The following is a 21,649-nucleotide window of genomic DNA, read 5'->3' as shown; positions in this document are numbered from 1 at the left end:
CGTGATGGCAACCGTTGTGCGCAACGCACTGCAAGCTAACTGTAAGCAGATTGACGCGAATCAGTAGTTCCCCTTAAAATCGTGCGGTTTGAATTCTGGTCGGGCCGATAAGTTCCGGCCTGAATGAGGCAGGCAGGTAGTGGTTCGAGACCGTCAGCAGCGCAGCGCCGGTTCCCGTCAGGAAGATGACTGGGACGACTGGAAAGAAGGCGCAGAACGTGAAGATGAAGCTGTCGATCCGCTGTCGCACGCCGATGCGGTGAAGCTGTTTGGCGAACGCGCGCTGCGTCCTTCGCGCATGACCCCGGGCAAGGTTGTCCTGGCGCAGGTGATCGTTTCCCTGCTGTCAGCATTTTGCTGGGCGTTGTTCGGGAAAGAGGCGGGGCCGTACGGCTGGTCAGCGTTGTTCGGCGGCATGGTGTGCTTCGTGCCGAGCGGATTCTTCGCATTCCGGCTGTGGGTGGCGCGGGATCGCGCATCGGTCGGCGGGCTGGTCCTGGGTGAGGCGATCAAGGTGTTCGCCACCGTGGCCATGCTGGTGCTGGTGGTGGTGCTGTACCGGGATCTGCGTTGGGTACCAATGCTGGTCACGTTCCTGCTGGCGCTCAAGACTTACTGGGTGGTGGCCCTCGCGATGCGCTAGGCCGCTGCACAAAACAGGTGCTTCATCCGGAGGTGGGGCACCGAAACGGAATATCAAGATGTTTCCGTGGCGGTTTCACCGTGGTTTCACAGCGGTGACACCGGACACGGTCAAGGTTGGAAACCCGCTTGCATCGCGGTGACCGGCGAATCCGCCGAAGGCAATGCAAGACGCGTACCGGGTGCCGCACAGGAGTAGCGGCGCGCGGCCCGAAGATTTCGCAATATACCGTTCGATTCGACAATGGCAGAAGCTACCCAAAGCGCGGAACACGTGCTGACACCCTCCGGCTATATCGCCGAACACTTGCAGAACTTGAACTCGGTCGGCGGCAAGCAAGCGTCGGTGGTCGATTTCTCCGTGATCAACTATGACACGGTGTTCTGGTCGGTCCTGTGCGGCGCCATCGCCGTGCTGTTCCTGTATGCCGCCGCGCGCCGCGTCACCTCGGGCGTGCCGGGCCGCTTCCAGGCCTTCGTCGAGATGATCGTCGAGATGGTCGACGACCAGGCCAAGGGCATCATCCACGGCGACCGTTCGTGGATTGCTCCGCTGGCACTGATGGTGTTCTGCTGGATCACCATGATGAACGCGATCGACTTGATCCCGGTGGACTGGGTCACCGGCCTGAATCATGTCCTGGGCATCTTCCACATCCACCTGCCCCACCACCGCGCGGTGGCCACGGCCGACCTGAACGGCACGCTGGGCATGTCCTGCGCCGTGCTGTTGCTGATGATCTACTACAGCTTCAAGATCAAGGGCGCGGGCGGCTTCATGCACGAACTGTTCTCGGCCCCGTTCGGCGCCAAGTGGTACCTGGCCCCGTTCAACCTGATCCTGAACATCATCGAATTCCTGGCCAAGGCCGTTTCGCTCGGCATGCGGTTGTTCGGCAACATGTACGCCGGCGAACTCGTGTTCCTGCTGATCGCGCTGCTGGGTTCCATCTGGACGTTTGGTGCCGACCTGTCGGCGCTGGGTTTCGTCGGCCACGTCCTTGCCGGCGCTGTCTGGGCGATCTTCCACATCCTGATCGTGCTGCTCCAGGCCTTCATTTTCATGATGCTGACGCTGGTGTACATCGGCCAGGCTCACGATCACCACTGATCGCTGCAGGTTTCAAGTTTTAGGTTTTTGGTTTTTTGATTTTTTGGTTCTAAGTCTCTCTAAATTAAAGGAGTCGTCATGCAAGAATTTCTCGCCAACATCCAGGGTCTGACCGCTATCGGTATCGGCATCATCATCGGCCTGGGCGCTATCGGCGCCTGCCTGGGTATCGCCCTGATGGGTGGCAAGTACATCGAAGCCTGCGCACGTCAGCCCGAGCTGATGAACCCGCTGCAAACCAAGATGTTCCTGCTGGCCGGCCTGATCGACGCGGCATTCCTGATCGGCGTGGGTGTTGCAATGCTGTTCGCCTTCGCGAACCCGCTGCTGGCTGTCATCAAGTAATTCTTTTCGGTCTGCATGATGCTGACGGGCGGCGCGGGCCACCAGCCCAGCCGCCTTTTGTGCATTTATCTGTAGTTTGATTACCGAAAGGAACACACCATGAATCTGAACGCAACGTTTTTTGCGCAGATGGTCGTGTTCTTCATCCTGTGGTGGGTTGTTGCCAAATTCATTTGGCCGCCGCTGGTGAAGGCGCTCGACGAACGCGCAACGAAGATCGCCGATGGCCTCGCCGCTGCCGAGAAGGGCAAGGCCGAGCTTGAACTCGCCAACAAGCGTGTGGACCAGGCCATGGCCGAAGCCCGCACCGAAGGCGCCCAACGCGTCGCTGACGCCGAGAAGCGCGCCCAGCTGACGGCCGAAGAGATCAAGCAGAACGCCCAGGCAGAAGCCGCACGCATCATTGCCCAGGCCAAGGCCGACGCCGAACAGCAGGTTACCCGCGCGCGCGAAGAACTGCGCGACCAGGTCGCCGTGCTGGCCGTCAAGGGTGCCGAGCAGATCCTCAAGCGTGAAGTGAACGCGCAGGTCCACAGCGACCTGCTCAATCAACTCAAGGCTGAGCTCTAATCATGGCTGAAACCGCAACCATTGCCCGTCCCTACGCTGAGGCGCTGTTCCGCGTCGCCAGTGAATCGAGCGCAGGCAACCTGGGTGCATGGTCCGAGCTGGTGTCGGAAATGGGGCTAGTTGCCGCCAATGCCGACATGAAGGCGGTCGCCGACGATCCGAACGTTCCCGGCGACAAGCTGGCCGAACTGTTCCTGTCGGTGCTGAAGTCCCCGGTCAGCGACGAGGCACGCCGCTTCGTCAAGCTGCTGGTGGAGAACGGCCGCCTGACGGTGATGCCTGACATCGCCGAACAGTTCCATGCGCTCAAGAACGCCCGTGAAGGGTCGTCGGATGTCGAGATCACCAGTGCTTTTCCGCTGGAAGATGGTCAGCTGAACGACCTGGTCGCCGCACTCGAACGCAAGTTCGGCCGCAAGCTGTACGCGCAGGTGGCGGTGGACCCGTCCCTGATCGGCGGCGTCAGCGTCAAGGTTGGCGACGAAGTGCTCGACACCTCCGTGCGTGCGCGCCTGGCAGCCATGCAAACCGCGCTGACCGCCGCCTGAGCGGCAGTCCGACGGATTGAAGAATTAGGAGCATTGTGATGCAACTGAACCCCTCAGAAATCAGCGAGCTGATCAAGACCCGCATCTCGGGTCTTGGCGCCGAAGCTGAAGTGCGCAACACCGGCACGGTGATTTCCGTGACCGACGGTATCTGCCGCGTGCATGGCCTGTCCGGCGTGATGCAGGGCGAGATGCTGGAATTCCCCGGCAACACCTTCGGCCTCGCGCTGAACCTCGAGCGCGACTCGGTCGGCGCCGTGGTGCTGGGCGACTACGAACACATTTCCGAAGGCGACACGGTCAAGTGCACCGGCCGCATTCTGGAAGTGCCCGTTGGCAAGGAACTGCTGGGCCGCGTGGTGAACACGCTGGGCCAGCCGATCGACGGCAAGGGCCCGATCAACGCGAAGCAAACCGACGTGATCGAAAAGGTCGCGCCGGGCGTGATCGCGCGTCAGTCGGTGAGCCAGCCGGTGCAGACCGGCCTGAAGTCGATCGACTCGATGGTGCCGATCGGCCGTGGCCAGCGCGAGCTGATCATTGGCGACCGCCAGACCGGCAAGACCGCCGTTGCCGTGGACGCGATCATCAACCAGAAGGGCAAGGGCATGTACTGCGTGTACGTCGCCATTGGCCAGAAGGCTTCGACCATTGCCAACGTGGTGCGCAAGCTGGAAGAGCACGGCGCGATGGAATACACCGTCGTCGTGGCTGCTGCCGCTTCGGACTCGGCCGCCATGCAGTACCTGGCTGCCTACGCCGGCTGCACGATGGGCGAATACTTCCGCGACCGCGGTGAAGACGCGCTGATCGTTTATGACGACCTGACCAAGCAAGCCTGGGCCTACCGCCAGGTGTCGCTGCTGCTGCGCCGCCCGCCGGGCCGCGAAGCCTACCCGGGCGACGTGTTCTACCTGCACTCGCGTCTGCTGGAGCGTGCTGCCCGCGTGAACGAAGACTACGTCGAGAAGTTCACCGACGGCGCCGTCAAGGGCAAGACCGGTTCGCTGACCGCGCTGCCGATCATCGAAACGCAGGCTGGCGACGTGTCCGCGTTCGTGCCGACCAACGTGATCTCGATCACGGACGGCCAGATCTTCCTGGAAACCGACCTGTTCAACGCCGGTATCCGTCCCGCCATCAACGCCGGTATCTCGGTGTCGCGCGTGGGTGGTGCAGCACAGACCAAGGTGGTGAAGGGCCTGTCCGGCGGTATCCGTACCGACCTGGCCCAGTACCGTGAACTGGCTGCGTTCGCGCAGTTTGCTTCGGACCTGGACGATGCCACCCGCAAGCAGCTCGAGCGCGGGCGCCGCGTGACCGAACTGCTGAAGCAGGCGCAATACCAGCCGCAGCAAGTGTGGCAGCTGGCCGCTTCGCTGTTCGCCGCCAACAACGGCTTCCTCGACAACGTGGAAGTGAAGGACATCCTGCCGTTCGAGAAGGGCCTGCACGACCACCTGAAGACCAAGTACGCCGATCTCGTCAACCGCATCGAAGAGACCAAGCAGCTCTCGAAGGAAGATGAACCCGCCCTGCGTGCCGCCGTCGAGGATTTCAAGAAGTCCGCCGCGTTCTAACCACCGCGTGATTCCACGACATCCTTGCTGCGCCTGAGGATTCAGGCGCGGCTGGGACTCGGACGGAGAGGAAGATATGGCCGGAACGAAAGAAATTCGAACCAAGATCAAGAGCGTGCAAAACACGCGCAAGATCACCAAGGCGATGGAGATGGTCGCCGCATCCAAGATGCGCAAGGCGCAGGAACGGATGCGCAATGCCCGTCCCTATGCCGAGAAAGTGCGCAACATCGCGGCGCACCTGGCTTCTGCCAACCCCGAGTTCAAGCACCCGTTCATGCAAGAGCGCGAAGTGAAGCGCGTCGGCATGATCGTGGTCACGACCGACAAGGGGCTGTGCGGCGGCCTGAACACGAACGTGCTGCGTGCGGTGACCAACGAGCTGAAGAGCCTGCAGGGTCGCGGCGTGGATGTGCAAGCCACCGCCATCGGCAGCAAGGGCATGCAATTCCTGAGCCGCATCGGCGCCAAGGTGGCCTCGAATGTGGTGCAGCTCGGCGACACCCCGCACCTGGAAAAGCTGATCGGCGCGATCAAGGTCCAGCTCGACGCATTCACCAACGGTGAAGTCGACGCGGTGTACCTGGCGTACACCAAGTTCATCAACACGATGAAGCAGGAACCGATGGTTGAGCAGCTTTTGCCGCTCGCCGCCGACAAGCTGTCGCAGACGGAAGAAGAGAAGCGCGCCTACTCGTGGGACTACATCTACGAGCCTGACGCGCAGACCGTGGTGGAAGAGCTGTTGGTCCGCTACGTCGAGGCGCTGGTGTACCAGGCCGTGGCCGAGAACATGGCGTCCGAGCAGTCGGCGCGCATGGTGGCCATGAAGGCAGCATCCGACAACGCGAAGAACGTGATCGGCGAACTGCAGCTGGACTACAACAAGACCCGGCAGGCAGCGATCACCAAGGAACTGTCGGAGATCGTCAGCGGCGCGGCAGCGGTCTGAGGCGTCAAGAATTCAAGCTATCGGAGATACGAAATGAGTATCGGAAATATTGTGCAGTGCATCGGCGCCGTGGTGGACATCGAGTTCCCGCGCGACGCGATGCCGAAGGTGTACGACGCGCTGGTGCTGGAAGACAGCGGCGAAACGTCGTTCGCCGAAAAGGGCCTGACGTTCGAAGTCCAGCAGCAGCTGGGCGATGGCGTGGTGCGTACCATTGCCCTCGGTTCGTCGGACGGCCTGCGCCGCGGCATGCCGGTGAAGAACACCGAAGCGCCGATCTCGGTGCCGGTGGGTCAGGGTACCCTGGGCCGCATCATGGACGTGCTGGGTCGCCCCATTGACGAAGCTGGCCCGATCGCTTCGGACGAGCGCCGCGCGATTCACCAGAAGGCACCGAAGTTCGACGAACTGTCGCCTTCGACCGACCTGCTCGAAACCGGCATCAAGGTGATCGACCTGATCTGCCCGTTCGCAAAGGGCGGCAAGGTGGGCCTGTTCGGTGGTGCTGGCGTGGGCAAGACCGTCAACATGATGGAGCTCATCAACAACATCGCCAAGCAGCACAGCGGTCTGTCGGTGTTCGCCGGCGTGGGCGAGCGTACCCGTGAAGGGAACGACTTCTACCACGAAATGAAGGAATCCAACGTGCTCGACAAGGTGGCCATGGTGTTCGGCCAGATGAACGAGCCGCCGGGCAACCGTCTGCGCGTGGCACTTTCGGGCCTGACCATGGCCGAGAAGTTCCGCGACGAGGGCCGCGACATCCTGTTCTTCGTCGACAACATCTACCGCTACACGCTGGCCGGTACCGAAGTGTCGGCACTGCTGGGCCGTATGCCTTCCGCCGTGGGCTACCAGCCGACGCTGGCTGAAGAAATGGGCAAGCTGCAGGAGCGCATCACCTCGACCAAGACTGGCTCGATCACCTCGATCCAGGCCGTGTACGTGCCTGCGGATGACTTGACCGACCCGTCGCCGGCAACCACCTTCCTGCACCTGGACTCGACCCTGGTGCTGTCGCGTGACATCGCCGCTCTCGGTATCTACCCCGCCGTGGATCCGCTCGACTCGACCTCGCGCCAGATGGACCCGCAGGTTGTGGGCCAGGAGCACTACAGCGTCGCGCGCGCCGTGCAGCAGACCCTGCAGCGCTACAAGGAACTGCGCGACATCATCGCGATTCTGGGCATGGACGAACTGTCGCCGGAAGACAAGATGGCCGTGAACCGCGCGCGCAAGATCCAGCGTTTCCTGTCGCAGCCGTTCCACGTGGCCGAAGTGTTCACGGGTTCGCCGGGCAAGTACGTGCCGCTGAAGGAAACCATCCGTGGTTTCAAGATGCTGGTGGACGGCGAGTGCGATCACCTGCCCGAGCAGGCGTTCTACATGGTCGGCTCGATCGACGAAGCCTTCGAGAAGGCCAAGAAGCTCCAGTAAGCCTTGTTTCGATGCCCCCGCGCCTGCGGGGGCGGCGGGGCATCGCGCCAAGCGGTGCAGCCGCCAGAAGCGAAGCGATTGGAGAAAGGATCAGATATGGCAACCATTCTTGTAGACGTCGTCAGCGCGGAAGCGTCGATCTTCTCCGGCCAGGCGAAGTTCGTGGCGCTGCCGGGCGAGTCGGGTGAGCTGGGCATCCTGCCGGGCCACACGCCGCTGATCACGCGCATCCAGCCGGGTGCGGTGCGCATCGAGAAGGAAGACGGCAGCGAAGAGTTCGTGTTCGTTGCCGGCGGCATTCTCGAAGTGCAGCCCAAGCACGTCACCGTGCTGGCCGACACCGCTATCCGCGGTGGCGACCTGGACGAAGCCAAGGCCCAGGAAGCCAAGCGCGCGGCCGAAGAGCTGATGCAGAACCAGAGCAGCGACCTCGACCTGGCACGTGCCCAGAGCGAGCTCGCCGTGGCGGCTGCGCAGCTGGCTGCCATTGCCCGCCTGCGTCGTAAGAAGTAACTGCTTCGGTAGTACTGTCGCGTTGTTGTTTTTTCGATGCGACATTTAAAAAAGGCAGCCGCGAGGCTGCCTTTTTTGTGGACACAGCGATATGCTTTCGTCCTGCCTGGACAAAAAAAAGCGCGCGGGCCGGGGAGGCTCCGCGCGGACGGGAAAATCCCTTCGAGGGGTCAATTCGAAGGAACGGGTTCGGTCCAGGTGACAATCAAGGCGCATCGGATACCTGGTATCCGCAACAGGCTGCAAAGGCCACGCGCTAAAACGGTCTTCCTGGTGTTCCGGTCCAGCGGCAATTTTGCTGGATCGGAAAATCGGGTTGCTGCAAGAAACGCTACAAAAAGGCTTTCTTCACCACGCCCCTTTAGGTCTGCACAGCAATCTTTGCTGGGGCGCCGCACCCCGGACAGCGGGTGTGTCAATGCATTGTGGGGGAAACTCCCCGGCATGGCAGTAACAAAATGTATCGTTTTGCAAGAAGTTGAAAGCCGCTGGCACCAATACCCGCCGTGCGCGCCACTTTTGTGCAAGTTACGACCAAGTTTGCCGTTGTAACGTGCCGATAGCGTATCATTCCCGGCTTGTTTTTCGTGTTCGCTCTCGCACCATGTCCATGTGGCGATTCGCGGTTACGATTTGATACGTCCCCAGCGCTGGCCCGCCTCGGGCCGATGGAAGCCGGACAGTTATCCCCGGTTATCCTGCAGTTGTTCAGCCGTTATCCCAAGACTTATCCCGCAGTTATTCACAGTTTCACAGCCGGAGCCGCAATGCACCCAGAGATGCAGCCAGCGATACATGCCATGCTGGCGATGAAGACCGTGGCCGTGGTCGGCCTGTCGGACCGGCCGGAGCGCCCCAGCAATGAGGTGGCGGAATTCCTGCAGGGTCACGGCTTCCGTATCGTGCCGGTGAATCCACGCCACGCCGGCGAGCGCATCCTTGGCGAAACCTGTCACGCCAGTCTGCAGCAGGCGGCCGAGGCGATGGCCGCCAGCGGCGCACGCATCGAGTGGGTCGACATCTTCCGCCGTGCCGAGGATACGCCCGCGGTGGTCGATGACGCCATCGCCATCGGCGCGCGCGGGGTCTGGCTGCAGCTTGGCATCGTCAACGATGAAGCCGTGCGCCGCGCCGCCGCCGCGGGACTGCTGGCGGTCCAGGACTGCTGCAGCAAGATCGAGCTGACGCGCGCACTGGCGGCGCCGCGCTAGGTTGCCCAAGGCGCGCTCAGCCGCGCCGGCACTGGCCCGTTTTCGTTCTTACAAGCCCTCGCAACCATGGCCATCGATCCCGAACTGACCGCCTACTATCGCCGCCTGGCCGAGCGCTATGCCGGCGCGCCCGTGCCTGCCGACGCCGCCGCGCGCCGTACCCGCTTTGCCGAGATCGCCGCGGCTTCGCAGCTGCCGGACCCCGAGGGCATCGCCGTGCGGGACCTGCAGATCCCGCTGGCGGGCCGCACCCTTGACGCGCGCCTGTTCCAGCCGCAAGGCGAGGCCCGGCCGCGGCTGATCGTGTACTTCCATGGGGGCGGCTGGGTCATCGGCTCGCCCCAGACCCACCATACCGTGGCGGCATTGCTCGCCGAGGATACCGGTTGCGCGGTGGTCAGCGTCGACTACCGGCTGGCGCCCGAGCATCCATTCCCCGCGCCTTGCGAAGACGCCATGGAAGCGGTGGCGTGGCTGGCGGGCCAGCGCGAGGCGCTGGGCCTGGCACCAGCCTTCCTGGCGCTGGCCGGCGACAGCGCGGGTGGCCATCTGGCGGCGCAGGCCGCACAGCAGCTTAACGGCGGCAACGCGGTGCGGGTCGACGCCCAACTGCTGATCTACCCCGTCGCGGCGCCGGTACTGGCCACGGAAAGCTATCGGGCCTTTGCCGACGGTCCCGGCCTGACGCGCGACGAAATGGCATGGTTCTGGACCCAGTTCATCGGCGCCGGGGCTCTTGCGGAAGGAGCGGCGCATGCCGACCCGCGCGTGCACCTGATGGCCGCAGCGCCGGTTCGGCCGCCCGCGACGGTGATCGTGGTCGCGGCCCACGACGTGTTGCGCGACGATGGTCTGGCCTACGCCGACTTCCTGGTGCGCCACGACGCCGCGGTGATCACCATCGAGGCCAGTGGCATGGTCCATGGCTTCGCGCGGCTGCAGCCGGAAGCCCAGCGTGCGCGCGAATGGATGCGGCGTGCCGCCGATGCCTTCCGCGACCTGCTCGACGACGCCTGAGCGTGGCCGCAGCGCATCGGGCCCATACCCTGAAGCGCCGGCACGCCTCGCCCATCCCTTAGAATGGCGGTCTTACGAGGATGACCATGACCGCACTGCAGAACGATACCTTCCTGCGCGCGCTGCGCCGCCAGCCCACCGAATACACGCCGCTGTGGCTGATGCGCCAGGCAGGCCGCTACCTGCCCGAGTACAACGCCACGCGCGCGCGCGCCGGCAGCTTCCTCGGGCTGGCCAAGAACCCGGCCTACGCCACCGAGGTGACCCTGCAGCCGTTGGACCGCTATCCGCTGGACGCGGCCATCCTGTTCTCCGACATCCTGACCGTGCCCGATGCCATGGGCCTCGGCCTCTCGTTCGCCCAGGGCGAAGGCCCGCGCTTCGCGCATCCGCTGCGCTCCGAAGCCGACGTGCAGAAGCTGGCCGTACCCGACATGTCCTCGTTGCAATACGTGTTCGACGCGGTCAGCGAGATCCGCCGCGCGCTGGTGCAGGACGGCCGCCAGCGCGTGCCGCTGATCGGCTTCTCGGGCAGCCCGTGGACGCTGGCGTGCTACATGGTCGAAGGCGGCGGCTCGGACGACTTCCGCACGGTCAAGGCGATGATGTATGGCCGCCCGGACCTGATGCACCGCATCCTCGAAATCAACGCGCAGGCCGTCTCTGCATACCTGAACGCCCAGATCGACGCGGGCGCGCAGGCAGTGATGATCTTCGACACCTGGGGCGGCGTGCTCGCCGACGGCATGTACCAGGCGTTCTCGCTGGCCTATATGCGCCGCGTGCTTGCCGGACTGAAGCGCGAGCACGCGGGCGAGCAGGTGCCGGCGATCGTCTTTACCAAGGGCGGCGGACTGTGGCTGGAAGCGCTGGCCGATACCGGTGCCGACGCGATCGGGCTGGACTGGACCGTCAACCTGGCCGAGGCGCGCCGCCGTACCGGCGGGCGCGTGGCCCTGCAGGGCAATATCGACCCCACCGTGCTGTTCGCGCCCGAAGCGGCGATCCGCGAGCAGGTGCGTGGCGTGCTGGACAGCTACGCCGCGGGCGGCGGCAGCGATGGCCACGTGTTCAACCTCGGCCACGGCATCTCGCAGTTCACGCCGCCCGAGCATGTCACCGTGCTGGTCGACGAAGTGCATGCCTACAGCCGCAAGCTGCGCGCCGCGCAGAAGTGACCCGCGTGATATACGCCGCGGCCGTTGGGCTCGCGGCGCCCCGCGCTGCAGCGAAACGCGCCGGCGCGTACCCGGTGATGCGGGAGCCGCGCCGTTACGCCTGTCAAGTTAACTTTTTCGCCAGCATTCGCCAAAAAGGTGCTCGGAGTTGATTCTCGGGGCTTGACTTATGCACACCGATAGGTTTGCCGCAGTGCAAGAGAGGGTAATGCCTTAACCTATCCGGGGGATGTTTGCAAGGTCTTGATTTTTAAGGCTTTGGAAGATTTGCAAAGCGTGGGCCGATGCCAGTGGATCCCTTGATTTCCGGGCCTTCCGGGCGCTCCCGAGCGACTTTTCAACAAAGTTATCCACAGGGGCGATGGAATTAGTGGAAAACCAGTCATCTATCATCGACTTAGGGCCACATTTGAAGTTTTACTTTAAGTTGATGTTGCGCCGCACACAAAAACGCCTGCGGCCGCCGTGCTGCCGCCCAAAGCACAGCGATCGTGCGACTGGCGTGCACCAGGTCGGGTCCGATGGCGGACGATAGCGGCGCCAACGCCATATTGCGGGGCGACCCGGCCATCGCCCTGCCGATCGTCCGTGTCGCGCTGGATACACCCGCCGACGATTGCTTCGACTACCTGGCGACGCCCGAGGTCGCGACCGGCGACCTCGTCGTGGTGCCATTTGGCCGTCGCAGCCTGGTTGGCGTAGCCGTGGAGCGCGCTGCCACCTCCGATGTGCCGCCCGACCGGCTGCGCCCGGTGGCGCAGCGCCTGGACTGGATGCCGCCGTTGCCGCCCGACTGGATCGCGCTGGCCGCGTTTGCGGCGCGATATTACCAGCGCCGCCTGGGCGAGGTCATGCTCCCTGCGCTGCCGCCGGCGTTGCGTGAAGCCGACAGTTGGCCGGGCCTGGCACAGCGTGCCCGCACCGACGAATATCGCCTGCTGCCCGGGCATGTGGATAACTTGCTGGCCGCCGTGCCGCCGCGCGCCCGCAGCGTGCGGGCGCTGGCTCAGGCGCTCGCCGAACGCGCGGCCGTCGGCACGCCAATGGCGCTGGCCGATGCGCGCGCGCTGTGCGCGGCGGCACCGGCCCGGCTGGCCGAATGGCAGGCCGCCGGCTGGGTCGAAGCCGATCGCACCGCGCGGCTGCTGCTGCCGACCGCGCCGATGCAGGCGCCGTCCGCGGCCCCTGCCTTGCATGACGAGCAGCGCGCCGCGGTACAGGCGATCGCCGAAGCGCAGGGTTTCTCCCCGTTCCTGCTGCACGGCGTTACCGGCAGCGGCAAGACCGAGGTCTACCTGCACGCCATGCAGGCCGTGCTGGAGCGCGACCCGCACTCCCAGGTGCTGATGCTGGTTCCAGAGATCAACCTGACACCGCAGTTGCAGATGCGCATCGCCGCGCGTTTCCCGCACCTGCCGCTGGCGGTGCTGCACAGCGGCCTGGCCGACCAGGAGCGCAGCCTGCAGTGGCTGGCCGCGCATCGCGGCGAGGCCCGGATCGTGCTGGGCACGCGTATGGCCGTGATGGCGTCGCTGCCGGCACTGGCACTGATCGTGGTCGATGAGGAGCACGATACCTCCTACAAGCAGCAGGAAGGGCTGCGCTACTCGGCTCGCGACCTGGCGGTGTGGCGGGCCAAGCAGCGCGGCATCGCCGTCGTGCTGGGTTCGGCCACGCCGTCGATGGAAACCTGGTGGCGGGCGGGGCAGGGCACTTACCGCAAGCTGGTGCTGCGCGAGCGCGCCCAGGCGGATGCCGCGTTGCCAACCGTGCGGCTGGTCGACCTGAACCATGAGCGGCAGCGCCAGCGCGCGCTGTTCGAAGGCCTGTCGGTGCCGCTGCTGGAAGCGATCGACGCCCGCCTGGCGCGCGGCGAGCAGAGCCTGCTGTTCCTGAATCGCCGCGGCTACGCGCCGGTGATTGCCTGCGACAGCTGCGGCTGGTTGTCGGGCTGCCCGCGCTGCTCGGCGTACCTGGTGCTGCACCGGCCCGAGCGGCGCCTGCGCTGCCACCACTGCGGGCTGGAGGCCCCGGTGCCGCACCACTGCCCGGATTGCGGCAATGTCGATATCGCGCCGCTCGGCCGCGGCACCCAGCGCATCGAGGAAGCGCTGGCGGCACGCTTCCCGCAGGCGCGCATCGCCCGCATCGACGCCGACTCGACCCGGCGCAAGGGCAGCGCGCAGGCGATGTTCGATGAAGTCCACGCCGGCGAAGTCGACATCCTGGTGGGCACCCAGATGGTCGCGAAGGGCCATGACTTCCAGCGCGTGACGCTGGTCGGCATCGTGCACCCGGACGCCGCCATGTTCAGCCACGATTTCCGCGCCGCCGAGCACCTGTTCGCGTCGCTGATGCAGGTGGCGGGGCGCGCCGGGCGCGCCGGGCTGCCGGGCGAGGTGCTGATCCAGACCCGCTACCCGGATACCCCGGCATTGCAGGCGCTGACGCGCCATGACTATGATGGATTCGCGGCCAGCCAGTTGCGAGAGCGGCGCCAGGCCGGGTTGCCCCCGTTCTGCTTCCAGGTGCTGGTCACCGCGGAGCACGGCGAGCTGGAGCGGGCGCTGCAGTTCCTGCAGGCAGCGCGGCGGCACGCCGATTCGTGCCGGTTGGCGGCCGAGGTGCAACTGCACGACCCGGTGCCCATGTCGATGGTGCGCATCGCCAACCGCGAGCGCGCCCAGATGCTGGTCGAGGCGACATCAAGGCCGGCGCTGCAACGGTTCATGGCTGAGTGGGTACAGACTTTCGCAGAGGTAGGAACGGAGGTGAAAGGGGTGCGCTGGCAGCTGGAAATCGACCCGCTCCGGATATGAAGCGACAGCGGCGGGCTGCGCAGGTGCAACCCATTTTTCAGGGTTAACGCTAGGGTTGCACAAGGTTGCACCTTGAGGTTTTTCGGGAGTAAGATCGCGCCAGCTCACAGGCTGCGGCCGGTCGTGCGTCCATGCCTGCGGCATCGGCGCGGCGGTACCGGCGGCGCCCCAGTTTTCGGAGAACTGCCCGCATGGCCACCACCACTCTCGGCGTCAAGCTCGACGACGCCTCGCGCGATCGCCTCAAGCGTGTCGCCCAATCCATCGACCGCACGCCGCACTGGCTGATCAAGCAGGCCATCTTCACTTACCTGGAGCAGGTCGAGCGCGGGCACCTGCCGCACGAGACCAGCGCCGCCGGCTCGGCCGACTCCGATGGTTCCGACGCCCCCGACCTGGTCGCCGCCGACGGCGCGCCGCAGCCGTTCCTGGAATTCGCGCAGAGCATCCAGCCCCAGTCGGTGCTGCGTGCCGCCATCACCTCAGCCTACCGTCGTCCCGAGACCGACTGCGTGCCGGTGCTGCTGGAGCAGGCACGCCTGCCGCAGCAGCAGGCCGAGGCAGCCATCAAGATGGCCAAGAAGCTGGCCACCGCGCTGCGCGAACAGAAGGTTGGAACTGGCCGCGAAGGCTTGGTGCAGGGCCTGATCCAGGAATTCTCGCTGTCGTCGCAGGAGGGCGTGGCGCTGATGTGCCTGGCCGAGGCGCTGCTGCGCATTCCCGACAAGGCCACCCGCGATGCGCTGATCCGCGACAAGATCAGCGGCGCCAACTGGCAGTCGCACCTGGGCCAGAGCCCGTCGCTGTTCGTCAACGCCGCCACATGGGGCCTGCTGCTGACCGGCAAGCTGGTCGCCACGCATACCGAATCGGGCCTGACCAAGGCGCTCACGCGCATCATCGGCAAGGGCGGCGAGCCGCTGATCCGCAAGGGCGTGGACATGGCGATGCGCCTGATGGGCGAGCAGTTCGTCACCGGCGAGACCATTTCCGAGGCGCTCGCCAACGCGCGCAAGTACGAGGCGCAGGGGTTCCGCTACTCCTACGACATGCTAGGGGAAGCGGCCATGACCGAGGACGATGCCGCGCGCTACCTGGCTTCGTACGAGCAGGCCATCCATGCCATCGGCCAGGCTTCGCGCGGTCGTGGCATCTATGAAGGCCCGGGCATCTCGATCAAGCTGTCGGCGCTGCATCCGCGCTACAGCCGCGCCCAGCACGAGCGCGTGATCGGCGAGCTGTACGAGCGCCTGAAGTCGCTGACGCTGCTGGCCCGCCAGTACGACATCGGCATCAATATCGATGCCGAGGAAGCCGACCGGCTGGAGATCTCGCTCGACCTGCTCGAACGCCTGTGCTTCGAGCCCGAGCTGGCCGGCTGGAACGGCATCGGCTTCGTGGTGCAGGGCTACCAGAAGCGCTGCCCGTTCGTGATCGACTACCTGATCGACCTGGCCCGCCGCAGCCGCCACCGCCTGATGATCCGCTTGGTCAAGGGCGCCTACTGGGACAGCGAGATCAAGCGCGGCCAGGTGGAAGGACTGGAGGGCTACCCGGTCTACACGCGCAAGGTCTACACCGATGTGTCGTATGTCGCCTGCGCGCGCAAGCTGCTGTCGGTGCCGGACGCGATCTATCCACAGTTCGCGACGCACAACGCGCACACGCTGTCGGCCATCTACCAGATCGCCGGCCACAGCTACTACCCCGGCCAGTACGAGTTCCAGTGCCTGCACGGCATGGGCGAGCCGCTGTACGACCAGGTGGTCGGCCCGACCGCCGACGGCAAGTTCAACCGCCCATGCCGGATATACGCGCCGGTCGGCACGCATGAGACGCTGCTGGCCTACCTGGTGCGCCGCCTGCTGGAGAACGGCGCCAACACCTCGTTCGTAAACCGCATCGCCGACGACACCATCTCGCTGGACGAGCTGGTGGCCGATCCGGTTGCCGTGGTCGAGGCCATGCACCGTGACGAAGGTACGCTGGGCCTGCCGCATCCGCGCATCCCGTCGCCGCGTACGCTGTACGGCAAGAGCCGTCCCAACTCGGCCGGCATCGACCTGGCCAACGAACACCGGCTGGCGTCGCTGTCGTCGGCGCTGCTGGCGGGCACCAGTGAGCGCCAGGTTGCCGAGCCGATGCTGGGCGCGGAGGTGCCGCGCGCGGCCGACGCCATCACCACGCCCGTGCTGAACCCCGCCGACCACCGCGACGTGGTCGGCCAGGTCACCGAAGCCAGCCAGGCCGACGTCGACGCCGCGCTGCAGGCAGCCGTCAATGCCGCGCCGATCTGGCAGGCGACGCCGCCGGACGTGCGCGCCGCCGCGCTGGAGCGCGCCGCCGACCTGATGGAAGCGCAGATGCAGTCGCTGATGGGCATCATCATGCGCGAGGCCGGCAAGACCTTCTCCAACGCCATCGCCGAAGTGCGCGAGGCGGTGGACTTCCTGCGCTACTACGCCGCCGAGATCCGCCGCGGCTTTGACAACGAGACTCACCGCCCGCTGGGCCCGGTGGTGTGCATCAGCCCGTGGAACTTTCCGCTGGCGATCTTCACCGGCCAGGTCGCCGCGGCGCTGGCCGCAGGCAACCCGGTGCTGGCCAAGCCCGCCGAGCAGACCCCGCTGATCGCCGCCGCCGCGGTGAAGCTGCTGCGCGAAGCCGGCGTGCCGGCCGGCGCGGTGCAGCTGCTGCCGGGCCGCGGCGAGACCGTCGGCGCCGCGCTGGTGGGCGATGCCCGCGTCAAGGGCGTGATGTTCACCGGCTCGACCGAGGTCGCACGCATCCTGCAACGCAATGTCGCCGGCCGTCTCGACGCCGCCGGCCGCCCGATCCCGCTGATCGCCGAGACCGGCGGCCAGAACGCGATGATCGTCGACTCCTCGGCGCTGGCCGAGCAGGTGGTCGGAGACGTGGTCAACTCGGCCTTCGACTCGGCCGGCCAGCGCTGCTCGGCGCTGCGCGTGCTGTGCTTGCAGGAGGACGTGGCCGACCGCGTGCTGGAAATGCTCAAGGGCGCGATGCAGGAACTGACCATGGCCAACCCGGATCGCCTGTCGACCGACGTCGGCCCGGTGATCGACGAAGAGGCGCGCGCCAACATCGTGCGCCATATCGACGCCATGCGTGCCAAGGGCCGCCGCGTCCACCAGGCCGATCCCAATGCCGCGCAGGGCGCCAGCTGCCGCAACGGCACCTTCGTGCCGCCGACGCTGATCGAGCTGGACAGCATCGAGGAACTGAAGCGCGAGGTGTTCGGCCCGGTGCTGCACGTGGTGCGCTTCCCGCGCGCGGCGCTCGACACCATGGTCAGCCAGATCAACGGCACCAACTACGGCCTGACGCTGGGCATCCATACCCGCATCGACGAGACCATCTCGTTTATCGTCAGCCGCGCCCATGTGGGCAACCTGTACGTGAACCGCAATATCGTCGGTGCCGTGGTCGGCGTGCAGCCGTTCGGCGGCGAGGCGCTGTCGGGCACCGGTCCCAAGGCGGGCGGCCCGCTGTACCTGCACCGGCTGCTGTCCGTGTGTCCGCAGGACGCGGTGGCACGCAGCGTACGCGCGGCCGACGTGACCAACCACGCCGAGGCGGTCGGCCCGGACGATGAAGCCGTGCGCGCCGCCGAAGCCTTCCGCAACTGGGCCGGCACCGAGCTGCCCGCGGTCGCCGACGCCTGCGCGCGATTTGCCGAGGCATCGCCGTCGGGCCTGGCAGTGACCCTGGCCGGCCCCACCGGCGAGCGCAACACCTACACGCTGCTGCCGCGCGAACACGTGCTGTGCCTGGCCGCGCAGGAGGCCGACCTGGCGCTGCAACTGGGCGCCGTGCTGACCGTCGGCGCGCGCGCCGTATGGCCGGAAACCCCCGTTGCGCGGGGGCTGTTTGCGCGCCTGCCTAAGGGCGTACAATCGCGCGTCCGCATGGTGGCTGACTGGACTGCCGCGGACATCGCCATCGATGCGGTGCTGCACCACGGCGACTCCGACCAGCTGCGCACGGTGTGCGAGCAGGTGGCGGCGCGCCCGGGGCCGATCATCGGCGTGCAGGGGCTGGCGCAGGGCGAGCCGACCGTCGCGCTCGATCGCCTGCTGATCGAGCGCTCGCTGTCGGTCAACACCGCTGCCGCGGGCGGCAATGCAAGTTTGATGACGATCGGCTGAGGCATTCTCGGACGACGCGTCTTGTCGAAGCGCGCACCGGTGGCGGCGATCCTGCCCCGGCGCGCATACCAAGGAGGGCGCGGCACTGCCAGGCCGCGCCTAGAAAAATACGCCGCCCAGGGCGCCATACCGGCACCACGCGGCACAGAGTGGCACCAATTGGGACCCAAGGAGATCTGATGAGCTCGACATTCCACAAGACGGCACTGACCGTTGCCCTGACCCTGGCCGGCCTGACCGGCGCCTCCGCCGCCTTCGCGCAGGCGCAGGAAATCAAGCTGGGCTACGCCGGCCCGATGACCGGCGGCCAGGCCCAGTATGGCAAGGACATGCAGAACGGCATCGTCCTCGCGATCGAGGACATGAACGCCACCAAGCCCAAGATCGGCGGCAAGGAAGTCAAGTTCGTGCTGGTCTCCGAAGACGACCAGGCCGACCCCAAGACCGGCTCGGTGGTCGCGCAGAAGCTGGTCGATGGCGGCATCCAGGGCATGCTCGGCCATTTCAACTCGGGCACCACCATTCCGGCGTCGATGGTCTACAACCGCGCCGGCATTCCGCAGATCGCCATGGCGACCGCGCCGGAATACACCAAGCAGGGATTCAAGACCACCTTCCGCATGATGACCTCCGACACCCAGCAGGGTTCGGTGATCGGCGCCTACGTGGTGAAGAAGCTGGGCGCGAAGAACATCGCCATCGTCGATGACCGCACCGCCTACGGCCAGGGCCTGGCCGACGAGTTCGAGAAGGCCGCCAAGGCCGCCGGCGGCAAGATCGTGCGCCGCGAGTTCACCAACGACAAGGCGGTGGACTTCAAGGCCGTGCTGACCAACATCAAGCGCAGCAACCCGGACATCATCTTCTACGGCGGCGCCGAGACCCAGTCCGCGCCGATGGCCAAGCAGGTCAAGGAACTGGGCATCAAGGCCCCGCTGGTGTCGGGCGAGATGTCCAAGACCGACAACTTCCTGAAGCTGGCCGGTCCTGCCGCCGAAGGCACCGTGGTGTCGCTGGCCGGCCTGCCGCTGGACCAGATGCCGGGCGGCGCCGCCTACGAGAAGAAGTACGAGAAGCGCTTCGGCTCCAAGGTGCAGACCTACTCGCCGTACTCGTATGACGGCGCCACCGCGATGATGACCGCGATGGTCAAGGCCGGTTCGGCCGATCCGGCGCGCTACCTGCCGGTGCTGGCCGCGACCAGCATGCAGGGCGTGACCACCAAGACGCTGGCCTATGACGGCCGCGGCGACCTGAAGGACGGCGGCATCACCGTCTACAAGGTGGTGGGCGGCAAGTGGACCGTGCTGGAAACGGTCGGCGGCAAGTAAGCAATCAGTGCCCGCCAGGCAGGACGCCACCCTCGGGTGGCGTTTTGTTTATGTGCAATGGCTTAAAGAAAGCGGCCGCCGTGCCGATGGTTGTCCGGATGCGGATCGCCCTCATGGCGCATAATCCCGCACTCGCTTACCAAAAATGCAGAAGGAGCAGTACGTGTCCGTGCCGGAAGTCAGCTACGACCACGCCATCGAGCTTGCCAACCAGGGCCGCTTTGCCGACGCCCTGCAGATCGCCGACCAGCTTGCGCAGGCCCGGCCCGAGGTGGTCGATTTCGTCACGCTGCGCGCGCGGCTGCACTTCGACAACGGCGATGCCGCCGCGGCGCTTGCCGTGCTGGACGAGGCACTCGCGCGCCTGGACAGCCTGCCGCTGCAGCCGCCGCACCGCTGGGCCTCGCGCGGCGTGATCGCGCACCGCTACGGCGCCATGCTGATGAGCCTGGGCCGCGACGCCGAGGCGCGCCCGTGGCTGCATGAGGCCGCGCAGCGCAGCGGATTGCTGTCGGGCGAATGGCCGGCGCATTTCCACGCCGGCTTGGCCGCGCTGCGCATGAACGACATGGCTGCCGCGGCGCGCTACTGGCACGACCTGATGTTCCGCAATCCCGACCTGGGCGCGGAAGACATCGCGCCGCTGGTGCAGGACTACATTGCCCGCGCCGAGGGCGCCGGCGTGCCGGTGGAGCCGCTGATGCGCGTCTGCCTGGGGCGCGTGGCGCTGGACAACCCGCACCTGCTGCAGCTCGACGCCGATGCCGGCGACGCGCTCGCCGCCGACCAGGCCGCCCGCGTGCTGGCCGAACATCCCGACCACCCCGAGGCGCGCCGGCTGCGCGCGCCGCTGCGCTGGGGCGTGGGCGACACGCAGGGCGCGCTCGACGACCTGGCCGTCTACCTGCGCCAGGTGGCCGACCCGCAGGCCCAGGTACGCGAACTGGCCTGGCGCCATCAACTGGCCAAGGCCGGCGCGCAGGATGCCGAACGCGAGCCCTGGCAGCGCTTCGCCATCACCGACAAGTCCGACGACGGCGCCGCCTACTACCGCGCCGCCATGGCGCTGGGCGAGTTCATCGATGAAGTCCCCGCCGCCGAGGCGGCGCTGCGCCCCGCGCTGGTGGCCGCGTGCCGCCATGGCGTGAGGTGCTACGACCACTATTTCGCCACCGGCCAGGGCGATGCCGCCGGGCACGGCGGCAATGCCGATCCGCACGTGTATTCATTGTTGTGCCGGCTGCTGGCGCGCAGCCTGCCTGCCGATGCCGCGCACCTGGAAGAGCGCATCGCGCTGCATCGCCAGGGCATGGCCGCCAGCGAGTTCATCGACCACTGGATCGACCTGCTCGACTGCCATGCCGGCGCGGGCCAGCACGGCAAGGTGGTCGAGCTGGCCGGCGAAGTGCTCAATCGCTACCCGCTCGAGCGCAATCCGGCCGATGTCACCTGGGCCTTCAGCCGCCTGATCGCGGCCTGGAAGTCCATGGGCGGCGCCGAGCCGGCCGAGGCGGCGCGCGCCGCGATGGCGCACATGGACGCGCGCCTGGATGCGCTGCCGGTAGAGGCCCGCAGCGAGGCCGCGCACCCGATGGCGCATGCGCGCGCTCACTTCGCCGCGCTTCTGCAGGCACAGATGGCGCGCATGGACGAGCATGACCGTGCCGACGCGCTGGCCGAGATCGAGGGGCAGCAGCGCCGCGCGCTGCTGGTCGAGGATGCCTGGCTGTACAACCGCTTCGGCCTGCTGTGGCGCGAGCTGGGCGAACCGGAGCGCGCGCTGCCGATGTTCGAGCAGGCGGTCGCGCTGACCGAGGGCGATCCCGAGGACCAGGCCGGGCCGCGCCTCCAGCGCGGCCTGGTCCACAACGCCTCGCGGCGCCATGAAGCGGCCATGGCGGACTTCGCCGCCGCCTTTGCCGTGCGCGACGACTGGGATGCCGAGGTATGCCTGCGCGTGGTCGAGTCGGCACTCGGGCTGCAGCAGCGCGAGACGGCGCTGGCTTACTTTGAAAAGGCCCGGGCACGCGGCGCTGCGCAGGGCGCCACGCGCACTTTGTACACGCAGGTCGAGACGGCGCTGAAGTCCACCCGCCCGCGCTGGAAGGTCTGGGGCGTCTGATGCGTCGCACGGGTGTGCGGACGCGTTGAGTTCCGCACAAAATGTAAAAAACGCCATCCAGAAGATGGCGTTTTTTGCGCGAACTTGACCGAAGTTCGTAAGGC

The 21,649-nt window shown here is 66.3% G+C and carries 16 protein-coding genes; all 16 read left to right on the top strand.

Features of this window, described 5'->3' with window-relative positions; all coding sequences use genetic code 11:
- The first annotated feature begins 139 nt into the window (after positions 1-139).
- The 16 genes from IPF36_RS02080 to IPF36_RS02005 all read left to right on the top strand — a co-directional run bounded on the left by IPF36_RS02080 (position 140) and on the right by IPF36_RS02005 (position 21,545).
- Positions 140-643 (top strand): ATP synthase subunit I, encoded by a 504-nt coding sequence (locus IPF36_RS02080; RefSeq protein WP_133097853.1) that lies wholly within the window; start codon positions 140-142, stop codon positions 641-643.
- 243 nt (positions 644-886) lie between these two features.
- The gene (gene atpB / locus IPF36_RS02075) at positions 887-1,753 is read left to right on the top strand and encodes a F0F1 ATP synthase subunit A (RefSeq protein ID WP_195427204.1); all 867 of its coding nucleotides are present in this window, start codon (positions 887-889) and stop codon (positions 1,751-1,753) included.
- Between the two features lie 78 nt (positions 1,754-1,831).
- Positions 1,832-2,098, top strand: a complete 267-nt coding sequence (gene atpE / locus IPF36_RS02070) for a F0F1 ATP synthase subunit C (protein ID WP_010811268.1) — start codon at positions 1,832-1,834, stop codon at positions 2,096-2,098.
- A gap of 99 nt (positions 2,099-2,197) precedes the next feature.
- Complete coding sequence (locus IPF36_RS02065; protein ID WP_133097852.1) at positions 2,198-2,668, top strand: F0F1 ATP synthase subunit B; 471 nt, start codon at positions 2,198-2,200, stop codon at positions 2,666-2,668.
- A gap of 2 nt (positions 2,669-2,670) precedes the next feature.
- The gene (locus IPF36_RS02060; RefSeq protein WP_133097851.1) at positions 2,671-3,216 is read left to right on the top strand and encodes a F0F1 ATP synthase subunit delta; all 546 of its coding nucleotides are present in this window, start codon (positions 2,671-2,673) and stop codon (positions 3,214-3,216) included.
- A 38-nt stretch (positions 3,217-3,254) separates the two neighbouring features.
- A complete protein-coding gene (gene atpA / locus IPF36_RS02055; RefSeq protein ID WP_133097850.1) occupies positions 3,255-4,796 on the top strand; it encodes a F0F1 ATP synthase subunit alpha in 1,542 nt (513 codons plus the stop codon).
- Positions 4,797-4,872: 76 nt separating this feature from the next.
- A complete protein-coding gene (atpG, locus tag IPF36_RS02050) occupies positions 4,873-5,748 on the top strand; it encodes a F0F1 ATP synthase subunit gamma (RefSeq protein WP_133097849.1) in 876 nt (291 codons plus the stop codon).
- Positions 5,749-5,781: 33 nt separating this feature from the next.
- Positions 5,782-7,185 (top strand): F0F1 ATP synthase subunit beta, encoded by a 1,404-nt coding sequence (atpD, locus tag IPF36_RS02045; RefSeq protein ID WP_135706140.1) that lies wholly within the window; start codon positions 5,782-5,784, stop codon positions 7,183-7,185.
- Positions 7,186-7,281: 96 nt separating this feature from the next.
- Positions 7,282-7,698, top strand: a complete 417-nt coding sequence (locus IPF36_RS02040) for a F0F1 ATP synthase subunit epsilon (RefSeq protein WP_010811262.1) — start codon at positions 7,282-7,284, stop codon at positions 7,696-7,698.
- Between the two features lie 767 nt (positions 7,699-8,465).
- On the top strand, positions 8,466-8,909 hold the full coding sequence (locus IPF36_RS02035; RefSeq protein WP_133097847.1) for a CoA-binding protein: 444 nt from the start codon (positions 8,466-8,468) through the stop codon (positions 8,907-8,909).
- A 66-nt stretch (positions 8,910-8,975) separates the two neighbouring features.
- The gene (locus IPF36_RS02030; RefSeq protein WP_195427203.1) at positions 8,976-9,926 is read left to right on the top strand and encodes an alpha/beta hydrolase; all 951 of its coding nucleotides are present in this window, start codon (positions 8,976-8,978) and stop codon (positions 9,924-9,926) included.
- A gap of 80 nt (positions 9,927-10,006) precedes the next feature.
- Complete coding sequence (hemE, locus tag IPF36_RS02025) at positions 10,007-11,104, top strand: uroporphyrinogen decarboxylase (protein ID WP_135706136.1); 1,098 nt, start codon at positions 10,007-10,009, stop codon at positions 11,102-11,104.
- A gap of 521 nt (positions 11,105-11,625) precedes the next feature.
- The gene (locus IPF36_RS02020; protein ID WP_135706135.1) at positions 11,626-13,923 is read left to right on the top strand and encodes a primosomal protein N'; all 2,298 of its coding nucleotides are present in this window, start codon (positions 11,626-11,628) and stop codon (positions 13,921-13,923) included.
- Between the two features lie 191 nt (positions 13,924-14,114).
- Positions 14,115-18,092 (top strand): trifunctional transcriptional regulator/proline dehydrogenase/L-glutamate gamma-semialdehyde dehydrogenase, encoded by a 3,978-nt coding sequence (gene putA, locus IPF36_RS02015; RefSeq protein WP_133097843.1) that lies wholly within the window; start codon positions 14,115-14,117, stop codon positions 18,090-18,092.
- Positions 18,093-18,271: 179 nt separating this feature from the next.
- Complete coding sequence (locus IPF36_RS02010; RefSeq protein WP_133097842.1) at positions 18,272-19,423, top strand: branched-chain amino acid ABC transporter substrate-binding protein; 1,152 nt, start codon at positions 18,272-18,274, stop codon at positions 19,421-19,423.
- A 163-nt stretch (positions 19,424-19,586) separates the two neighbouring features.
- Positions 19,587-21,545, top strand: coding sequence for a tetratricopeptide repeat protein (locus IPF36_RS02005; RefSeq protein WP_133097841.1), 1,959 nt, complete (start codon positions 19,587-19,589; stop codon positions 21,543-21,545).
- The last annotated feature ends 104 nt before the right edge of the window (positions 21,546-21,649 follow it).

This window comes from Cupriavidus sp. IK-TO18 (assembly GCF_015549295.1).
In the GTDB taxonomy this organism is placed as follows: Bacteria; Pseudomonadota; Gammaproteobacteria; order Burkholderiales; family Burkholderiaceae; genus Cupriavidus; species Cupriavidus oxalaticus_A.
The sequence above is the reverse complement of the archived record's forward strand: the minus strand, read 5'-3'. Positions and strand labels throughout refer to the sequence as shown.